Raw genomic sequence first — 18175 nt, forward strand, 5'->3', positions numbered from 1 at the left:
TTTGGGACTCTAAGAGCAATTTTTAAAGCTTTTTACGGACTGTTTTGTTTTAAGAATGAAGAATGCTTTTTTCCAAAAAGAGTTTCAATTGTAGTTTAAATCACATATATTTACTTACTAGTTAACTAAAATGAGTTCGATTAGAGGTTTTTAGACGAACTGACGTTAGCAGCTATATTCTCTAAAAAACGAAAGATAAATGAATACCAATTTACGGAATGGAAAATAATTTTACGAAAATAATGTCAAGCAGAACTGACGAAGAATTAATCAAAATTGTATCAGTTGATAGAGGAAAATATCAAGAATTAGCACTTGAAACTGCAAAAAAAGAAATTGAATTCCGAAATATTGACCCAACTCGATTTAAAGAGGTTTCTGAAAAAGTAGAAGTAGAAAAACAGAAACTTGAAAAAGTAGAAAACAATACGGTGCACTCCAAAATTAGATTTCTAAATTTCCTAATTGACTTTGCTGTGCTTTTCGTGATTTGTGGCTTATTTATTCCTAATGTTGAAATTTTATTATCGCTAACAAGTCAAGCAGAAAGAGCAATATACAGAATAACCTCTTTTACGCTTTTTATCGCAACTTATTACATATATTTTGAACATAAATATCAGAAAACATTAGGAAAAATTATAACTAAAACTAAAGTTGTAAATTTAGAAGGCGACAAAGCAGAACTTGGAGATATTATTAGTCGTACATTTTGCAGATTTATTCCGTTTGATAGAGTTTCATTCTTTTTTTCAAGAAACGGATTTCACGATGGAATATCAAAAACGAAAGTAATTAAAGACAACTAAACGAGTAAATACAGCTGGTAACAGCTAGTAAGCAATAGTCGGGAATTAGGCTTAATGGAAAAATGGTTTTGTGTTTGGGAAATTAGTGATTATCCGAAAATATGTCTTTACTTAACCCGACCATCGCCTACTAGCAAGACGTTATGCCCAATTTTAAATAAGATAGACGATGAAACATTTAGTAATAATATTAACACTTTGGACTTTTATCGGTTGCGGAAGTAAGGAAGATTCAAAAAACGTTATCAAGAAAACAACGGTCAGCCCAATAAACATAAGTAAAGTTTCGGAAGTATGGCTCTTTGAAAAAGTTGACGGTAGTAAACTAGTTTTTAAAAACGGACAGTCTTTCCAAACCAATTTATTTGAGCTTAAATTTATCGGACAAGTTTCTAACGTTGACAAAGCTCCCTTTTTGATTTTCTCCGGTCGAGACTGTAACGAGTGTGACGCAAACATTTCCCTTTATATTCACTCACCTTCGGACGGAAAGTTATCCATTAAACATGGAGAAAATAGCTATCAATTTCCCGGAACAGAAATAGACTATGAAACCGACAGCATTACGTATGTTTCAAGAGCATTCTTCGGACAAGTTTTGGATAACACCAAAGGAGTAATTTGGTATGAAAATAGACTTTTAGAAAATGGAAAAATGGGGTCAAATGTTTTTCTTTCACGTATTGAGAAAGGATCAAAAAAAGATACAGTTTTTGCTGGAAAAGGAGAACTAGAAGAAACGGCTAACCTAGTAAAAAAAGGACTGTGTGTCGAAATATTAGGTCAAAAATACTCGAGCGAGTTATAAAAAAACTGGGCATAACAGTTAGGGTTTCGTTGCGTGCGCAGCACCAACAATGAAACCCGTGTTGAACGGAACCGACTACCTGCCGTGAACACTATGGAGTTATCGTAAAGTTTTGAGAGAGAATAACAAGAGGCAAGTGAGCCTCTTTTTTTGTGCAGTTAAATCAAGATGGTTTTCTAGTGTTTTCCGTCACTTTTGGGCATAAATTCCCTTACCCATAATTTAGCTTTTACAAGGAATGGTGTTTTGGCTACCGCCAAGATACCATGCAGGCGGACCTCGCTGGTCAAAAACCGCTATCCGATGTAAATTGCCCGTTTTACAACACGGACATTTAGGCATAAAGGTCTTTTTCTCTGCTTTTTTTAGCACTTTTACTTTAAGTTTCTCTTGTAAAAGCTTTAGCTTTTTTCGTTTCCAAGTGCTACTCAAAAATCCATAATGCCGTATTTTTACAAAACGTTTGGGTAAAATATGCAACGCAAACCGCCTGATAAATTCCTGATGTGTGAGCGTCATTTGTTTTTTAACGCCCGCTACTCGGTAATCCTTGTAATCAAAAGTTACGTTTTCATTGTCAATGCTTTTAATTCGATTGTTACTAATGGCGATTTTATGGGTGTATCTACCCAAATATTCCACCACCGACTTTGGACTTCCAAAAGGTTTCTTAGCAAATACTACCCATGGTTTTTGCCATAATTCCTGCCGGATTTGTTCGTATTGAGTAGGCGATTTCGCCTTGAGTTTTCCGCAAAATTTAGCCCTAAAAACCTTCGACAAGGCTTTTACTGGAAACAAGAATTTACCATCTGCTCTGCTATTTTTCCACTGTCCGTCTTTGTCCACACCACCGCCAGGAACAATGCAATGCAGGTGCGGATGCAAACTCAATTGCTGTCCCCAAGTGTGCAAAACGGCAATCATTCCCATTTGCATTTCCTTGCCTTTGCCAAAACTTTGAAGCGCTTCCCAACTCGCTTCAAATATGGTGTTATACACTATTTTAGGCTGGTAAATGGCCAAGGAATTGATACTGTCAGGCAAAGTAAATACTAGATGAATTTAGCGAAGCGGTATCACGAAATCCTTTTAAAAACAATAAAAAAATTGAGTAAAATAAGGCACAGGCAAGAGCTCTGTACTTCTGGCTTGTATCCAATCTTCTCGTTTGTTACCCTGACACTTCGGGCAATGCCGACTGCGGCAAGAGTTGTAACTTACAGTGAGATTACCACAACTATCGCAAGCATCGATATGACCACCCAACTCGGCTGTTCTACATTTTTTAAGGGCGTAAAGCGTGCGGAGCTGCCAAGTATTTAATCTATAGTTTTCAATTCTTGAGCCTATTTTTCGCAGGACATCCGCTACTTCAAAAGGCGGCTGCATTTTGCAAAAAGGGTATCGAGTGGACTAAAGATGCGCTGGCTTTAGAGTTGGGCAATGTGCAGGTATTCCATTGTGGTCTCAACATTCTGGTGTCCCAAAAGGTCTTTCAGTGTCATAATATCCATACCGTCTTCGAGCAAATGCGTGGCGTAACTGTGCCGAAGCGTGTGGGTATGAACTTCTTTGATAATACCCGCTGCCTTGGCCACTTGCTTGACCGCCCATTGCACGCCTCGTTGCGAATACCGATTGTCAAAATCGCACCGGCTCCATTAGGCAAAGGTTGGCCATTAAAAACATAATCTTGCGGTTTTTCGGCTTTGATGTATTTTTTAAACCCCGAATTAAATGTTCTGAAAGCGGTACGTAGCGGTCTTTTTTGCCTTTTCCCTGAACTACTTTGAGTTGTTTTCGGTCAAAATCCAGATCCTGTAAACGCACACTTCTAGCTTCCATGCAGCGAAGTCCACAACCATAAAGCAAGCCAATGAGGATTTTATGTTTAAGCAGCTTGGCACACTGGAGCATCGCCCAAACTTCTTACTTGCTCAAAACAACAGGGAGTTTTTTCTCGTGTTTTATCTAAGGTGATCGTAAAAATTCATACGGCAAACCTTCGGATTTTAGCAAAAACCGAAGACCATAAACGCAGTGTTTAAAATAGGTTTGAGAAGGTGTTTTTGACTTTTTTTGTTGGTAAAACAAGTAATCCTGTACTTGTTCAGCATCTAGTTCAGTTGGGATTTTACCAAAATAAAGCGAAATAGCCGCCACATGACGGGAATAATTATTAAACGTGCTCTGACTTCGACCTAAAATCGAAACTGTACGCTCAAATCGTTGAAGTAATTCCTCAAATCCAGGAACTTCGCGCTTGGCTTGGTTCAGGATTTTGTTTTCTCTTAACGCATCAGGATGCTTTTTTTTGTAGTCATGGTATACGAATTTTAATTATATTCGTAAGGTACAAAATCTCGGTAAGTGCTACCCAAGGTTTAGTTCAACAGCTATTACAACGGTTTTGGGCAACTTTATTTAATTAATTGCTCAACTTTGAGGGCACGGATCTCACCGTAGGCTTTAACCGAACTAAAGATGTACATCTGTTCTATCAGGGTTCATCAACACTTTTATTGCAATTTAATTTTAAAAAACATATTGTTGATGCCAACTATTTTATGGAATTTTTACTTATCAAAAATTAATAAAGCGTTAGAAAATTAATTATTTTTTTCTAACGCTTTATAAATATTACATAAATTTAGCAACCGTTTTTGATCCGGCAGTTAATGCTTTTCCAAGTGCTTTAATTTTGGTTGCTTCGCTACCTTTTGCCATTTCTGCGGCTTTTGTAGTTTCTTCGCCAAGCGTTGCCATTAATGCAACTACTTTTTCAAAATTTTTGTCTTCGTATGCTGTTTTTAATTTTTTTAAATCAGATGCAATCGTTTTTAAGTCTTTGTGATCTTCAAGAGTATCAATCCATTTGTTGATTGTTGAAGTCAAACCTGTTCCAGATTTTTTTTCGACATGTGTAGTAATAGTTTCTACAGTTTTGTCAATTTGTTCCGAGTAATCTTTTTCTTTTGATTCCATTTTTTAGAAATTTTTAAAATTATTAATAACGAGTTAGAAAGTTAAGGATTTTTTAATAAATTTATTTATATAATTGAAGTAAATAGTTATAAAACAACTACTTAAACAATTAAATTACAATTATCTATTAATTTTTTGTTAGTGCTAATTATTGTCATTTTGCCTTTTACTATTTGTAATTTATAGAAATACAAAAAAACCTCAAGCATTTTTCACGCTTGAGGGCTTTATAAAAATGCTGTAAACTTACATTTTTGGCATTAAAACTTTATCAATCACATGAACAACTCCGTTTGAAGCAGCAACATCGGCCATGGTTACATGCGCCTCACCAATCATTACCTTATCTCCTTTGATAGCCACTTTTAATTTGCCACCTTGCACTGTGGTGAGCTCTTGACCATCTTTTAAATCGGCTGCCATTGTTTCTCCACTAACAACGTGGTAAGTCAAAATACTAGCGAGTTTTTCCTTGTTCTCTGGTTTCAGAAGTGTATCTACATCTTTTTGAATAGCTTCGAAAGCAGTATCTGCAGGTGCAAAAACAGTAAATGGACCAGCACCTTGAAGTGTTTGTACTAAACCTGCTGCCTTTACTGCTGCAGCTAATGTTTTAGCACTTTCAGAAGCGATAGCAACGATGTCTTTTTTTGAATCAGTCATAACAAAATAATTTATTTTTTTCTGCATCTGGCAGCACAGTGATGATATTTTATCAACTATATAAAAGTACTATTTTTAATTTAAATAACTCTTTATCAGCTACTTAAAAAATACTATTTAAAAAAAAATAGCTTTGTACAATTATTGAACAAGTTTGTAAAATTCACATATTTAATTATGTTACCTATTTTTTTATAAAAATCTAATAAATGACGATTGGTTTTTCAATAAGTTTTTCAGTTTCTTAGTTAAAAATTGAAAACACCTTTTTATTATTATTTTTGATTTTCGCCTAATTCCATAACTTCTTTAAACCACTTTTTTCGTTTGATATCATCAGAGGATTTAATGCCTGAAAAAACCGAAATTTTCACTGGCTTTATACCAAAAAATTCTAAAACACCAATTTTAATTGCGTTGTGACCAGCATTTCTATTTATTAACCAATTATACCATTTTGGTGTGTTCATAGTAACAATTAGCCTTGCGATTTTCCATTTTTAGCAATCCGTATCATACAACCAATTGTTTCTTGTAAACCTGCAATCTTCTTTGTCTCGATTAATTCAGATCATTACTATTTTCGTAACTCCTCAAATATTCCTCCGCTGCTGACAAATAAACGTGCCAGAGGATAATTGCCTTTATCATCTTTTATAAATTCAATTTGAGCGTTGTTGTCTAACACAAAAAGATTTTTTGATATATGCGCCAATTCCGTTATATTGTCTAAGAAATTACAGAAAAGTTTATTCCCGTCCCTTGATATAGTAAGTGCGCCGAAAGTTCCAGTAAATTTATTGAACTGATCTAAAGGAAGAGTTCCTGGGTCACTATTTACATACAAGGCATTAATGAGATATTCTAATTTTTGTTTGTCCGTACTATTAGTGGCTACTGACTGGCGCTCTCTGAAAATAAGTTCTTGTGCTTTAATAAGGGCATTTGCAGCCTCGACTTTAAAATCTGGGATGACACCTGTTCCCTCCCAATCGGTTTTAGTAACGGGATTTAATGAACGGGCAAATGGAATGTTAACAATGAAGCCCTGCCCCACAGAAAAGGGTTTCGTAGGGTGCGCACCACCGCCAGTAACCTCTCCCACAATAGTTGCTCGTTTGGCCTGCTGCATACCATAGCTAAAATCCTCTGCTCCAGAGAAGGTCTTCTTACTAGTTAAGATATATACTGGCATCGAAAGGGTCAAGCCGTCTGTCTTCGCGGGATCTGCATAATAAAAGACAGTATCTCTTTTCGTGCGGTTTATTAAATCATTCATATGGGTCTTTTCTTTAAAAAAGTAGCTTTCCAGTTGGCTAACCATTTCTGGCTCGCCTCCTGTATTTTCTCTTAAATCAATAATGATGGCAGAAGAATTAGCTAAAAATCCCAAAGCAGAAGCTATAATTGGTTTGGCCTCTTTTACATGCTCCACAAAAATATTAAAGGGAAAATAGCCTATATTACCCGGCAACAGTTCTACCTTTTTAAACATAAAATTGTTATCTCTTACAAATTTTGTGAATTGCGTGATTTCTTCCGCAGATGGTCCTGTGTACCCTTGTGTATGCCCTTTCCACCCTGGGTTATAATCAACTACCATATGAGGGTCTTTATGGACTTTAAAGATTTCAGCCTGTAATTGTTTAACAAGTTTTTGCGGGTCATTTGCCGTTGAAGAAAAAACCTTCTTTTTTAATTGTGCTTTTAAAGATTTTGCAATTAGCTGTGCCTTATCAGGAAATACATAATTGTCATTGAGTTTTAAATTTATGGAATCAATAAGCTGACTCATTTTAATTTCTTTTTTTATGTCCTGGCTATAATTTACAACAGGTAATAAAAGTGCCAGAAAATAAAACAATAATTTAGAATTTTTCATATTTAACATGATTTTATTAGTTGAGGGAAATTACCCTTGTGAATGTAAAAGTGAAAATTTTGCTTTAATCCGACAATTCTATTATTTAAATGCCAGAAATAATTATCTATATTATTGAATTTAGTTGACCAATAGAATTAGAATAATAACAGTGTAATGTAAATAAAATTAAGATGATAATTGTTTGCTTTAAGTATCTTTGATTGCAGTAAAATAAAATAAACCATGTTATTAGGCAGTATCGATTTACAGAAAAAAAATAAGATAGAACCGTTATTACACGTACTTGTTTGGGCTTCGTTATTCTTGTTTATATGGCATACTACTTATACGATTGGACCTTTTAGAAAACAAGATGGCAGTATTTACTTTCCATTAGTTTGGAGTACTTGTCTCAGTATTATGCTTTTTTACATAAATGCTCTTTTTTTGATTCCCTTATATATTTCTAAAAAACGATATAAGCATTATTTTGTTTATCTGATCCTTTTATATGTTTTTACTGTTTTATTGAATTCCATTTTAGACCAGTTATATAGCATATCACTATTTTCAACAGAAAAAGAATCTATGTGGTCAGATATCGCTATGAACGTACAGAGTAAGACGATAATCCTTTCTTTATCGTTTGGATACGGGCTTACAAAACTGTGGATTCAAAATCAGGAAATTCAGCAACAATTAGTAAAAGATAAACTTTCTACGCAACTAAAATATCTAAAAGCACAGATTAATCCACATTTTTTATTTAACACATTAAATATGGCATACTCTTCAGCCACAAAGAACAATGATGTGGTCACAGCCGATATTATAGAAAAACTTTCAGGTCTCATGCGCTACATGCTGTATGAGAGCAATGATGATAAAGTTTCCCTTGAAAAAGAAATTTGTTATATTGATAATACTGTAAAACTTCAGCTTCAACGACTATCACCAGAATTGGCAAGTCAGGTTAATTATAAAATAAATGGGGAATGGCAAAACCATAAAATTGCTCCTATGATTCTTATACCATTTATTGAAAACGTGTTTAAACATGGAATAATCTTAAGTCAAAGATCGGATATAACCATCTCGATATTTTTAAAAGGCAATATATTAGTATTAGAGACTAAAAATTATAAATTTGAACATTCTGTTCAGGAAAATAACAGCTCTGGAATTGGCTTACCAAATGTAAGGGAGAGGCTGCAGCTTCTTTATCCTAATCAACATATACTGGAAATCGATAATTCAGGCTCCTTCTTTAATGTTAGACTTCAAATAAAAATTAATTAAAATGAGATGTATTGCAATCGATGACGAACCATTCGCACTTGACCTTATTGAAAGATATATAAAGAAAACTCCATCCTTGCAATTTACAGAAGGATTTACCAATCCATTTAATGCCATGTCTTTCTTGATGAACAATCCTGTAGACCTGGTTTTTCTTGATATAAACATGCCTGAACTATCAGGGATGGAATTAATAAAATCATTACCGACAACTCCTAAAATAATATTTATTACGGCCTATCCTGAATTTGGCGCTGAGAGTTATGATTACAGCGCAGTGGACTTCCTCCTAAAGCCTGTAAGATATGACCGGTTTCTCAGGGCGGTTAACAAAGCAAATAACCTCTCTTTTCCTTCAAACAACAGTGCATCATTAAATTCCAGTTTAGATCAGTTTGGAGAATCAATTATGGTTAAAAGCGGGACACAGACATTTCAAATAGAATTAACTGACATCTTGTATATTGAGGGCGCGGGTAACTATATCACTTTCTACACTAAAAAAGGTAGAATTATGACGCTTTTGCCCTTGAACGACATTTTAAAACAGCTTCCTATTTCAGCCTTCGCCCGGATCCATAAATCTTATATTATTTCCTTGAAACATATTGGAATCATTGAAAGAGCCCGTGTAATAATTAATGACATACCAATACCAATAGGTATTACATATCGGGAGCAATTTGCAAAGACTATAAGAAACAAAAAATAGGAGAAAAAATAGGGTAGGTTGACGGTAATCATATTACTACAAGGTAAGACATTCCGATAGCGCATTCTATGATAAAAAACAAGCGATATTTTAAAAATTAGCAGGCAAATTTATATGTATTTATGTATGGGGTTTGCCTGTTAATTACTGAAAAGACCCGACCAATAATTTTGCATTTTACATTGTTTAAAACCAGCATAGCATTCTTACCCTCTGCTTTTTTTCTTTCATAATATTCTTTGAGTTGTGGATCGTGTTTCACTGCCAATAAAGCACACATTTGTAATATTGATTTCATCTTTTTATCTGCCATATGATTTACTTTGGTTCTGCCTTTAATACTCGAACCCGAACTATATTCAAAAGGGTCAGTTCCAGCATAATAAGCAAATTTTCTAGCATTATCAAAAGCCGTAAATGCTCTGGTAGCAATTAGCATATAGATTGCTGTTTTGTCTCCAACACCAGGAACACTTTTTATTAACTCAAATTGTTTTTTTAATTCAATTTCAGTTGAAATTATTGCTTTCATTTCTTTTTCAATCGCTTTTAATGTCGTTTTTAGAAACTTTACAGTTTTATTATTTATTGCTGAAATTGATTTGTAAACTTGTTTTGGCATAAAATCAATATTCTCTTTTGTAGCTTCAAAAATCTTAAAGGATTTCATCACTTTTTCTCGCTCAGTATAAAGTAATTTTAGTTGTTGAATTGCGGTTTCTGGTAATGTTGAAAGTTTAAGTTTGTCAATATTTCGAATACTATACAAAGCAATATCCTTTGCGTCTGCTTTATCATTTTTACCTCTTGAAATACCTTTAGAACGCTTAATTTCTATAGCAGGAACAATCCAGTAATCCAGTTTTTCATCAGACAAATGACTACTCAAAGGAAATGTATAAACACCGGTGTTTTCACAACAAAACAAAACAGTAGTCAAATCAATTTTCTGTTTTATTAAGTTTTTTAAAATTTCCTTTATTCCTTTTAAATTATTCTCTACAATGAAATGATTAGATACATTGGGAGACTGTTTTTCTAAAATAACTACATCCAATTTTGATTTTGAAATGTCAATACCTACATAAAATAAATAGTTTTTCATAACTTTGAATTTAGGATAAACAAAAATGTTGAACTTCTTTAGAGCCTTTATTAGACCTCGATGTCTATCATTCTATTTGAAGCAATTCAACGGGATTCAAGGAGAAGACAGAGGACTAATGCGCGATATAAGTCATACTTAGCGGAATTGATAGTTCACCTCTGTTTTCCTTTGAATAAATTTAGTGTTTTTTATCTAATACAAAGTAAAGGCGGATTTGCAATCCGTGTCCACAATGATATGTACTTTATTAAAAGAAAATATTAGATGTGATTGCTTCGTTCATCGCAATGATCACGAAGTGCTCAGTTATTATTTTAAGCAACAATAACAGATTAGTAATCCTTGCACTGATTTTACATTGACAAATAAAATCTGCAATTTGAAAATTTCAAACAGTTACAGTAAGATATAATATAATTGATTATTCTTACGGGCACGGAATGCAAATCCGCACTAGCTGATGTTGGATTGATTTTTACCGTCCACAACCTGCGTCGAATTTTTAATGTAATAGACCAAAATCTATTACAAAAATATCTAGAAGTATTGGCTTTGTATTTTGGGGGTCTAAAACCCTTTTTTAAAGCTTTTTACGGACTGTTTTGTTTTAAGAATGAAGAATACTTTTTTTCAAAAAGAATATTAATTGTAGTTTAAATCATATATATTTACTCACTGATTAACTAAAATGAGTTCGTGTAGAGGTTTTTAAACGAACTGACGTTAGCTGTAATCTTAAAAAAACGAAACGTAAAATGAAGATAATTCAACTTTTAACATTTTTAATAATAAATATTTCTTGCTCTGCTCAAAAGAATTTAGAAAAATACACTAGTGATGAAGACGGAATTGCTGTTGAAAAAACAGACAATACAAAACAATATGATGAAGTTTATAACGCCAATAATATAATTTACGCTGTTGGAAGAAAATTTACTTACTCCTATTTTTATCAAAATACCAAAGGAGAAAAATTTTTAATAAAAAGAGGAAAAGGAATTTTACAACCCGAAGGTTATACAATTTATGATTGGGAATTTGTAGATATTGAAAACCAAGACAATGAAACGGTTAGTCGTATAATTCTAAAGCCTAGTTCAGGTAATCCTTTCGAAGGCAATGATTCGGATTATAAACAAACTGGAATTGATTATGAATATGTATTGAATAATGGTAAAAATCATCTTAAACAAACAACTGGTGCAATTGAAAATAAAATGAATGTATGGATACATCCACCAAGAAGTAACTTTTTTAAAATTTTAGAATTAAATCCTTTCCCATACATAGTAGCGCCTTATAAAATTGGAACAAAATGGAAATGGAAGCTAGAAATTGGAGATCATTGGTCGGACAAAAGATGGTTAGAATGGAAAGGTGGAATTGAAAATGTCTATGATTATGAAATTAAGGAAAATAAAATTATTTCAACAAAATTGGGGAATTTAGAATGTTACATTGTCCAAGCAACTGCAAAAAGCAGAATTGGTGAAACTGAACTAATTTCTTATTTTAATCCTAAATTTGGCTTTGTAAAGCTTGAATACAAAAATATTGACGGCACAAAAACAGTTCTTGTATTAGAAAATGTGGAATAAAAAAAAAATTACGGCTAACAATTAGAGTTTCGTTGGGTGCGCAGTACGAACAGTGAAACTCGTGTTGAACAGAACCAATTGCACGTCCGTTAACACTATGGAGTTTTCGTAAAATTGTGACAGAGAATTATTAGAGGATTTGGTCGTTTTTTTTTTGAGAAGTATTTTGGGCTTGGTGTCGTTTTTCCTTTCACTTTTAAACAAAAGTTGCCTCACCCATAAAATTAGTCTTCTTAGGAACTTGCGTTTTGGCTACCGCCAAAAAACTTAAAGAAGGACCGCGCTGGTCAAAAACCGCTATTCGGTGTAAATCGCAAACTCTGTACAAAATGCAATAAAAATGCCAAAGGCAGACTTATTGAACGCTCCCAATACGCCCATTTGATTTATCAAAACAAGCTTGGAATCGAAAATAATTACTAAGTCTGTCGCAGAAGGCAAGCTATAGTGGAAATTCCATAGCCTGTCCCGCTCTTCACGGGAGAGTGATAAAACGCCAATAAGATTTTTATAATATCATGACTAAGAAAACCATCAAACATGCCTCAGCTGATGTTGGATTAATTTTTTCAGCCTACAACCTGCGTCGAATATTTAATTTAGTATACCAAAATCTATTAAAACAATATTTAAAAGTTTTGGCTTTGTATTTTGGGGTTCTAACAGCAGTTTTTAACGCTTTTTACGAATTGTTTTGTTTTAAGAATGAAGAATGCTTTTTTCCAAAAAGAGTTTCAATTGTAGTTTAAATCATATATATTTACTTACTGATTAACTAAAATGAGCTCGTTTAAAGGTTTTTAGACGAACTGACGTTATGCAACATTTAAAAACAGAACAAATATGAAAAAACAGACAATGATGACGAAAACGATTTTACTTTTATTAGCGGGCTCAGTTTTACTAACAAGTTGTGCAAGCACGACAATGATTCAGTCAAACCCGAGTGGTGCGCAAGTTTATCTAAATGGTGAACCCGCAGGAACAACACCTTATACCCACCGAGACACAAAGATAGTTGGCAGTACGACAACTGTTAAATTGGAAAAGGAAGGTTATGACCCTTTAAACACATCTTTTTCAAGAGATGAAGAAGTCGATGTAGGTGCAATTATTGGTGGAATTTTTGTTTTAGTTCCATTTCTGTGGACAATGAAGTATAAGCCGACCCATACTTATGAATTGACACCAAGTTCAGGTAGCGAACAGCCAATAATTAAAACAACTCCACAACAAAATCAGACCAAATCAAAGTTTGAAAGACTCAGAGAGTTAAAACAATTACTTGATGAAAAGGTAATTACTCAACAAGAATACGCAAAAGAAAAGAAAAAAATACTAGAAGAAGACGAAAAATAAACGTTGCATAACAGCTAAGGTTTCGTTGCGTGCGCAGCACCAACAATGAAACCCGGGTTGAACGGAACCGATTGTACGTCAGTTGACACTATGAAGTTTTCGTAAAATTGTGAGAGAGGATTATGAGAGGATTTGGTCGTCTTTTTTTTTGAGAAGTATTTTGGGCTTGGTGTCGTTTTACCCTTCATTTTTAAATGCAAGTTCCCTTACCCATAAAATTAGTCTTCTATGGAAATTGCGTTTTAGCTAACGCCAAAAAACTTAAAGAAGGACCACGTTGGTCAAAAACCGCTGTTCGGTGTAAATCGCAAACTCTTGACAAAATGCACTAAAAATGTCAAAGGCAGACTTATTGAACGCTCCCAAAACGCATATTTGATTTATCAAAATAAAGTTAAAATCGAAAACAATTACGAAGTCTACCGCAGATTACAAGCCGTAGTGCAACATCTTGAGCCTGTCCCGCTTTTCGCGGGAGAGTAATAAAACGCCAATGGGATTTTTATTATCTCATGAAAAAGAAAACCATTAAACATGGCTCAACTGATATTGGCTTAATTTTTTCAGCCTACAACCTGCGTCGAATATTTAATTTAATACACCAAAATCTATTAAAACAATATCTAAAAGTTTTGGCTTTGTGTTTTGGGGTTTTAATACCAGTTTATAAAGCTTTTTACGGTTTGTTTTATTTTAAAAATGAAGAATGCTTTTTTTTAAAAAGATTTTTAATCATATATTTACTAAGTGATTAACTAAAATAAGTTTGTTATGAGGTTTTTAGACGAACTGATTTTATGCGGCATATTAGAACGAAAACCTGAAAAATTATGAAATTTAAAATGCTTTTAGTAGCAACTTTTCTAACCGTTTCAACTATTTCGTTTGGCCAATCCATTAAAAGAATTGACGGAAGTACCATCACTACTGAAAGTTTAAATGCAAAAATTGAGTACTTAATAAAAGTTGCCAATGTTTCAGGTGTTGCAGTGGCCGTTTTTAATGACAATAAGATCATTTTTAGTAAAACATATGGACTTGCGAATGTTCAAAAAAACATCCCTTATGAAAAATCGTCGGTAATGTACGGTGCATCCTTTGCGAAAACTGTATTTGCTTATATAGTTATGCAATACGTCCAACAGAAAGTTATTGACCTTGACAAACCACTTGTGGAATATCTGAACAAACCATTACCCGAAATCAAAATAAATGGTTTTAGACGTGGTTATGACGACCTAAAAGATGATAAACGTTACGAAAAAATAACAGCCCGAATGTGTCTGACGCATACAACAGGCTTTCCTAATTGGCGCTGGTTTGAAGCAGATAAAAAACTAAAAATTAAATCTGACCCAGGTACTCTTTACTCTTATTCAGGCGAAGGAATTTACTTATTGCAATTTGTGATTGAACAACTTACAGGAAAAGATTATGAAACTATTTCACAAGAAATAGTTTTTAAACCTTTGGGAATGACAAACACAAGTCAAGTTTGGCAAACTCGTTTTGACGAAAATATTTGTTATGGACACAATGCCAAAGGCGAACCTTACGAACTTAACAAATGGAAAGAAGCAAATGCTGGCGGTTCTATGAGTACAACTTTTGAAGATTTTACAGTTTTCTACACACATTTTATAAATGGTAAAGGACTTTCCAAAAAAAGTTTCAAGGAAATGACAAGCCAGCAAGTAAGAATAAGATCAAGAAGCCAATTTGGGCCACTTGCCAAAATCGATAGTACCGACAATGACAGTATTCAGTTGGGATATGGTTTTGGCGTAGGAACATTTATAACACCTTGGAGCAGAGCATTTTTTAAAGAAGGACACGATGATGGTTGGGGACATTATTCAATTTGTTTCCCAGATAAAAAAATTGCGGTAGTCATTATGACCAACAATGACAACGGGGAAAGTATTTTTAAAGAATTTTTAGAATATTCAATTGGTGATAAATTTACGCCTTGGCATTGGGAAAATTATATTCCATACAATTATATTCCACCACCAGTGACAAATATCTATGTTGTTACAAGCCAAGAATTAGATAAATATTTGGGTGTTTATAGCAGTAGTCAACTGCCTATTAAAATTACTATCACAAAGAACAACTTAAATCTAATTGCACAAGCAACCGAACAAAATGCATTCACTTTACAAGCAACAGAAAAAGATAAGTTTGTTTATATAGAGGAAGGAATAATTTTAGATTTCAATCCAATTGAAAAGACAATGATTTTAAAACAAAATGGGCAAACATTTAACTTTACGATAGAATAAAAACTAGGCATGACGGTTAAAGTTTCGTTGCGTGCGCAGCACCAACAATGAAACCCGTGTTGAACGCAACCGATTTCCTGCCGTCAACATTAGGGTGTTTTCGTGAAATTTTTAAAGGGGATTATAAGAGGATTTAGTCCTCTTTTTTTTGGTGTGGTTTCAAAGGTAGTTTTATCGTGTTTTCCTTCACTTTTGGTTATAAGATCCCTTACCCATCCCGCTAATTAGCGGGACAGGAACTTGAACTTTGGCATCCGTCAAGATACCAAGCAGGCGGATCTCGCTGGTCAAAATCCGCTATTCGGTGTAAATTGCCTGTTTTACAACAAGGACACTTGGGTAAAAGGGCTTCTTTTCTACTTTTTCCAGAACTTTTACATTGAGTTTTTCCTGTAAAAGTTTCAGCTTTTGACGCTTCCAAGTGCTGCTCAAAAAACCATAATGACGGATTTTTGCAAATCGTTTGGGCAAAATATGCAACGAAAACTGCCTGATAAATTCCTGATGAGTTAGTGTTATTTGTTTTTTAAAGCCCGCCATTCGGTAATCCTTGTAATCAAAAGTCACGTTTTGCGTGTCAATGCTCTTGATTCTATTATTGATGATTGCGATTTTATGAGTTTATCTTCCCAAATATTCCACCACCGATTTGGGAATTCCAAAAGGTTTTTTGGCAAATACTACCCATGGTATTTGCCATAATTCCTGCCGGATTTGCTCGTATTGGATAGGCAATTTCGCCTTGAGTTTTTCGCAATATTTAGCCCTAAAAACTTTAGAAATGTCTCAGCTCATGTTGGCTTGATTTTTTCAGCTTACAACCTGCGCCGAATTTTCAACTTGATTGACCAAAATTTATTAAGACAATATCTAAAAATATTGTCTTTGTATTTTGGGGTTCTAATACGCGTTTTTAACGTTTTTTACAGACTTTTTTATTTTAAGGATGAAGAATGCTTTTTTCCAAAAAGAATTTTTATTGTAGTTTAAATCATATATATTTACTTACTGATTAACTAAAATGAGTTCGTTTGACGGTTTTTAGACGAACTGACGTTAGTGGTATGCATTTAATAATACGAAAATTAACTGAATACTAATATGAAACAAAAAATAACAAAAGTTAAGCAAACATTTTTAATAATTGGTGCCGCAGTAACATGGTTTGCCATACTTGTTCAGTTATATCTTATTATTCTTAACAGGGTAGAATCTGTACCAGAAACCATAATTCGTTTTTTTAGTTTTTACACAATCCTTACCAATATTCTTGTTGCATTTTGTTTTACCGTTCTTTTGGTAAAACCAAATTCCCGTTCGGGCATTTTTTTTTCACAGGCAAGTATACTAAATGCTATTACAATTTATATTTTCGTAGTTGGATTATTATACAATTTAATATTGCGACAGATATGGTCTCCGGTAGGCTTGCAGAGATTAGCAGATGAATTACTCCATGTAGTTATACCATTACTGTTTATTTTGTATTGGTATCTATTTGCCCCTAAAGACGGATTGAGATGGAAAAATGCTTTTCCTTGGTTGCTGTATCCCTTCGTTTACGCTGTTTTTGTTTTATTTCGCGGTGCTTTATCCGGATTTTATCCCTATCCATTTGTTGATGCAAATATCCTCGGATTAAAAAAAGTGCTTTTAAACAGCGTTGGTTTATTTATAGGGTTTTTCTTAATTTCCCTATTATTTATTGCTATTGCAAAAGCGATGAGCAAGAAGAACAGTAGTACTTAAAAAAACTTTTTGTATAATTTTTATTTAGTATTCAATGTAAAGCATCTTTAAAAAAATTTGATATGTGGCAAACTATTATTGACTCTTCTTGGTTCAACTTTCTTTTTGGAGCATTATTATTCCTATCTATCGGCAGCGGAATTTTATATGCCAAACGGTATAAGAAAAAGTCCAAATGGGAAAGTTCCGGTATAGAAAATTCAGTTGTAGGTATATTTGGTTTAATCATTTCTTTTACTTTTCTGCAGGCTGGTAACACATACCGTGAAAGATCTGCTACTATCCACAAAGAAGCCAATAGCATCGATATGCTTTACCGGTATAGCAAAGCAATGCCTCAGCCTTTTTATAAATTCACTCAAAATACATTAGTAACTTTTCTCCGCAATCAAATTACCTATGAACAATCAAATGAAGAGCAATTTTTATACAATGCTAAAAAAATAAGTGATACCTATTGGTTTTATTTGATTAAATACAATGAACAGACAAGCGATTTGAAAGACGCCACTCAACTGAATAAAATATCCGTATGCTTTGATCACATTCAAACTTCGGTTTCGCTCCTTGCATATTCTTACTCTGAGAGAACACCTTCATTTATTATGTTTCTTTTAGTAATTGTGTCGTTATTGATTGGTTTTTTGGTAGGGTTTATGAACGGAATGAAATTAAAGGTTCATTACCTGGTGCCAATTATTTATTTTATAATGATCACGCTGACAATGACAGTCATTAACGACTTAAATAATCCAAGGCTAGGCTATATAAAACCAAACTATTATCACCTAAAAGTGACATATGAGAATATTAAAAACAATTAGGAGTTTAAAATATTTAGGAACTTCTTTTTCTAATTTTAGTTTAAAGAAATTACGATATGATTGATTACATAGGCCAGTTGCTGATACTTAGGGTTTTGTTGCGTGCGTA

General features: G+C 33.6%; 18 protein-coding genes and 2 pseudogenes. 11 read left to right on the forward strand and 9 right to left on the reverse strand.

The window, feature by feature from the left end:
* The first annotated feature begins 218 nt into the window (after positions 1–218).
* Positions 219–809 (forward strand): RDD family protein, encoded by a 591-nt coding sequence (locus tag ACP7AT_RS14165; RefSeq protein ID WP_426065045.1) that lies wholly within the window; start codon positions 219–221, stop codon positions 807–809.
* Positions 810–978: 169 nt separating this feature from the next.
* Positions 979–1617 (forward strand): hypothetical protein, encoded by a 639-nt coding sequence (locus ACP7AT_RS14170; protein ID WP_426065046.1) that lies wholly within the window; start codon positions 979–981, stop codon positions 1615–1617.
* A gap of 222 nt (positions 1618–1839) precedes the next feature.
* Here the strand turns inward: ACP7AT_RS14170 and ACP7AT_RS14175 are convergent.
* A pseudogene (locus ACP7AT_RS14175) lies at positions 1840–3009 on the reverse strand (IS91 family transposase).
* On the opposite strand from ACP7AT_RS14175, the gene ACP7AT_RS14180 reads away from it, so the two are divergent.
* On the forward strand, positions 2961–3311 hold the full coding sequence (locus ACP7AT_RS14180; RefSeq protein ID WP_426065127.1) for a hypothetical protein: 351 nt from the start codon (positions 2961–2963) through the stop codon (positions 3309–3311). The pseudogene ACP7AT_RS14175 and the gene ACP7AT_RS14180 sit on opposite strands and share 49 nt — an antisense overlap.
* On the opposite strand, the gene ACP7AT_RS14185 is transcribed toward ACP7AT_RS14180, so the two are convergent.
* The 6 genes from ACP7AT_RS14185 to ACP7AT_RS14210 form a co-directional block, all read right to left on the reverse strand.
* The gene (locus ACP7AT_RS14185; protein WP_426065047.1) at positions 3262–3537 is read right to left on the reverse strand and encodes a tyrosine-type recombinase/integrase; all 276 of its coding nucleotides are present in this window, start codon (positions 3535–3537) and stop codon (positions 3262–3264) included. The two genes, ACP7AT_RS14180 and ACP7AT_RS14185, sit on opposite strands and share 50 nt — an antisense overlap.
* A gap of 54 nt (positions 3538–3591) precedes the next feature.
* Positions 3592–3900, reverse strand: a complete 309-nt coding sequence (locus tag ACP7AT_RS14190) for a phage integrase N-terminal SAM-like domain-containing protein (protein WP_426065123.1) — start codon at positions 3898–3900, stop codon at positions 3592–3594.
* Positions 3901–4260: 360 nt separating this feature from the next.
* Positions 4261–4605, reverse strand: a complete 345-nt coding sequence (locus ACP7AT_RS14195; RefSeq protein ID WP_426065048.1) for a hypothetical protein — start codon at positions 4603–4605, stop codon at positions 4261–4263.
* Positions 4606–4851: 246 nt separating this feature from the next.
* Entirely contained in the window at positions 4852–5268 is a 417-nt protein-coding gene (locus tag ACP7AT_RS14200) for a fasciclin domain-containing protein (protein ID WP_426065049.1), read from the reverse strand.
* Between the two features lie 275 nt (positions 5269–5543).
* Positions 5544–5738, reverse strand: coding sequence for a hypothetical protein (locus ACP7AT_RS14205; protein WP_426065050.1), 195 nt, complete (start codon positions 5736–5738; stop codon positions 5544–5546).
* Between the two features lie 107 nt (positions 5739–5845).
* The gene (locus tag ACP7AT_RS14210; RefSeq protein ID WP_426065051.1) at positions 5846–7150 is read right to left on the reverse strand and encodes a S41 family peptidase; all 1305 of its coding nucleotides are present in this window, start codon (positions 7148–7150) and stop codon (positions 5846–5848) included.
* Between the two features lie 225 nt (positions 7151–7375).
* Here ACP7AT_RS14210 and ACP7AT_RS14215 point away from each other — a divergent pair, with 225 nt between their 5' ends.
* On the forward strand, positions 7376–8431 hold the full coding sequence (locus ACP7AT_RS14215) for a sensor histidine kinase (RefSeq protein ID WP_426065052.1): 1056 nt from the start codon (positions 7376–7378) through the stop codon (positions 8429–8431).
* Between the two features lies 1 nt (position 8432).
* Entirely contained in the window at positions 8433–9143 is a 711-nt protein-coding gene (locus ACP7AT_RS14220) for a LytR/AlgR family response regulator transcription factor (RefSeq protein ID WP_426065053.1), read from the forward strand.
* A gap of 97 nt (positions 9144–9240) precedes the next feature.
* On the opposite strand, the gene ACP7AT_RS14225 is transcribed toward ACP7AT_RS14220, so the two are convergent.
* On the reverse strand, positions 9241–10248 hold the full coding sequence (locus ACP7AT_RS14225; protein ID WP_426065054.1) for an IS110 family transposase: 1008 nt from the start codon (positions 10246–10248) through the stop codon (positions 9241–9243).
* Between the two features lie 758 nt (positions 10249–11006).
* On the opposite strand from ACP7AT_RS14225, the gene ACP7AT_RS14230 reads away from it, so the two are divergent.
* The 4 genes from ACP7AT_RS14230 to ACP7AT_RS14245 all read left to right on the forward strand — a co-directional run bounded on the left by ACP7AT_RS14230 (position 11007) and on the right by ACP7AT_RS14245 (position 15493).
* Positions 11007–11849, forward strand: a complete 843-nt coding sequence (locus ACP7AT_RS14230; RefSeq protein ID WP_426065055.1) for a hypothetical protein — start codon at positions 11007–11009, stop codon at positions 11847–11849.
* A 518-nt stretch (positions 11850–12367) separates the two neighbouring features.
* A complete protein-coding gene (locus ACP7AT_RS14235) occupies positions 12368–12598 on the forward strand; it encodes a hypothetical protein (RefSeq protein WP_426065056.1) in 231 nt (76 codons plus the stop codon).
* 94 nt (positions 12599–12692) lie between these two features.
* Entirely contained in the window at positions 12693–13208 is a 516-nt protein-coding gene (locus tag ACP7AT_RS14240) for a PEGA domain-containing protein (RefSeq protein WP_426065057.1), read from the forward strand.
* A gap of 830 nt (positions 13209–14038) precedes the next feature.
* Positions 14039–15493 carry a serine hydrolase domain-containing protein gene (locus ACP7AT_RS14245; RefSeq protein ID WP_426065058.1) on the forward strand — a complete coding sequence of 485 codons (1455 nt, stop codon included), beginning with the start codon at positions 14039–14041 and terminating at the stop codon, positions 15491–15493.
* 220 nt (positions 15494–15713) lie between these two features.
* Here ACP7AT_RS14245 and ACP7AT_RS14250 read toward each other — a convergent pair.
* Positions 15714–16276 (reverse strand): annotated as a pseudogene (locus ACP7AT_RS14250) (IS91 family transposase); the annotation flags it as partial.
* 318 nt (positions 16277–16594) lie between these two features.
* On the opposite strand from ACP7AT_RS14250, the gene ACP7AT_RS14255 reads away from it, so the two are divergent.
* Both ACP7AT_RS14255 and ACP7AT_RS14260 read left to right on the forward strand, forming a co-directional pair.
* Positions 16595–17242, forward strand: a complete 648-nt coding sequence (locus ACP7AT_RS14255) for a Pr6Pr family membrane protein (RefSeq protein ID WP_426065059.1) — start codon at positions 16595–16597, stop codon at positions 17240–17242.
* A 62-nt stretch (positions 17243–17304) separates the two neighbouring features.
* Positions 17305–18066, forward strand: a complete 762-nt coding sequence (locus tag ACP7AT_RS14260; RefSeq protein WP_426065060.1) for a hypothetical protein — start codon at positions 17305–17307, stop codon at positions 18064–18066.
* Positions 18067–18175: the final 109 nt, after the last annotated feature.

It is taken from the genome of Flavobacterium sp. DSP2-3-1, from assembly GCF_049896865.1.
GTDB lineage: Bacteria > Bacteroidota > Bacteroidia > Flavobacteriales > Flavobacteriaceae > Flavobacterium.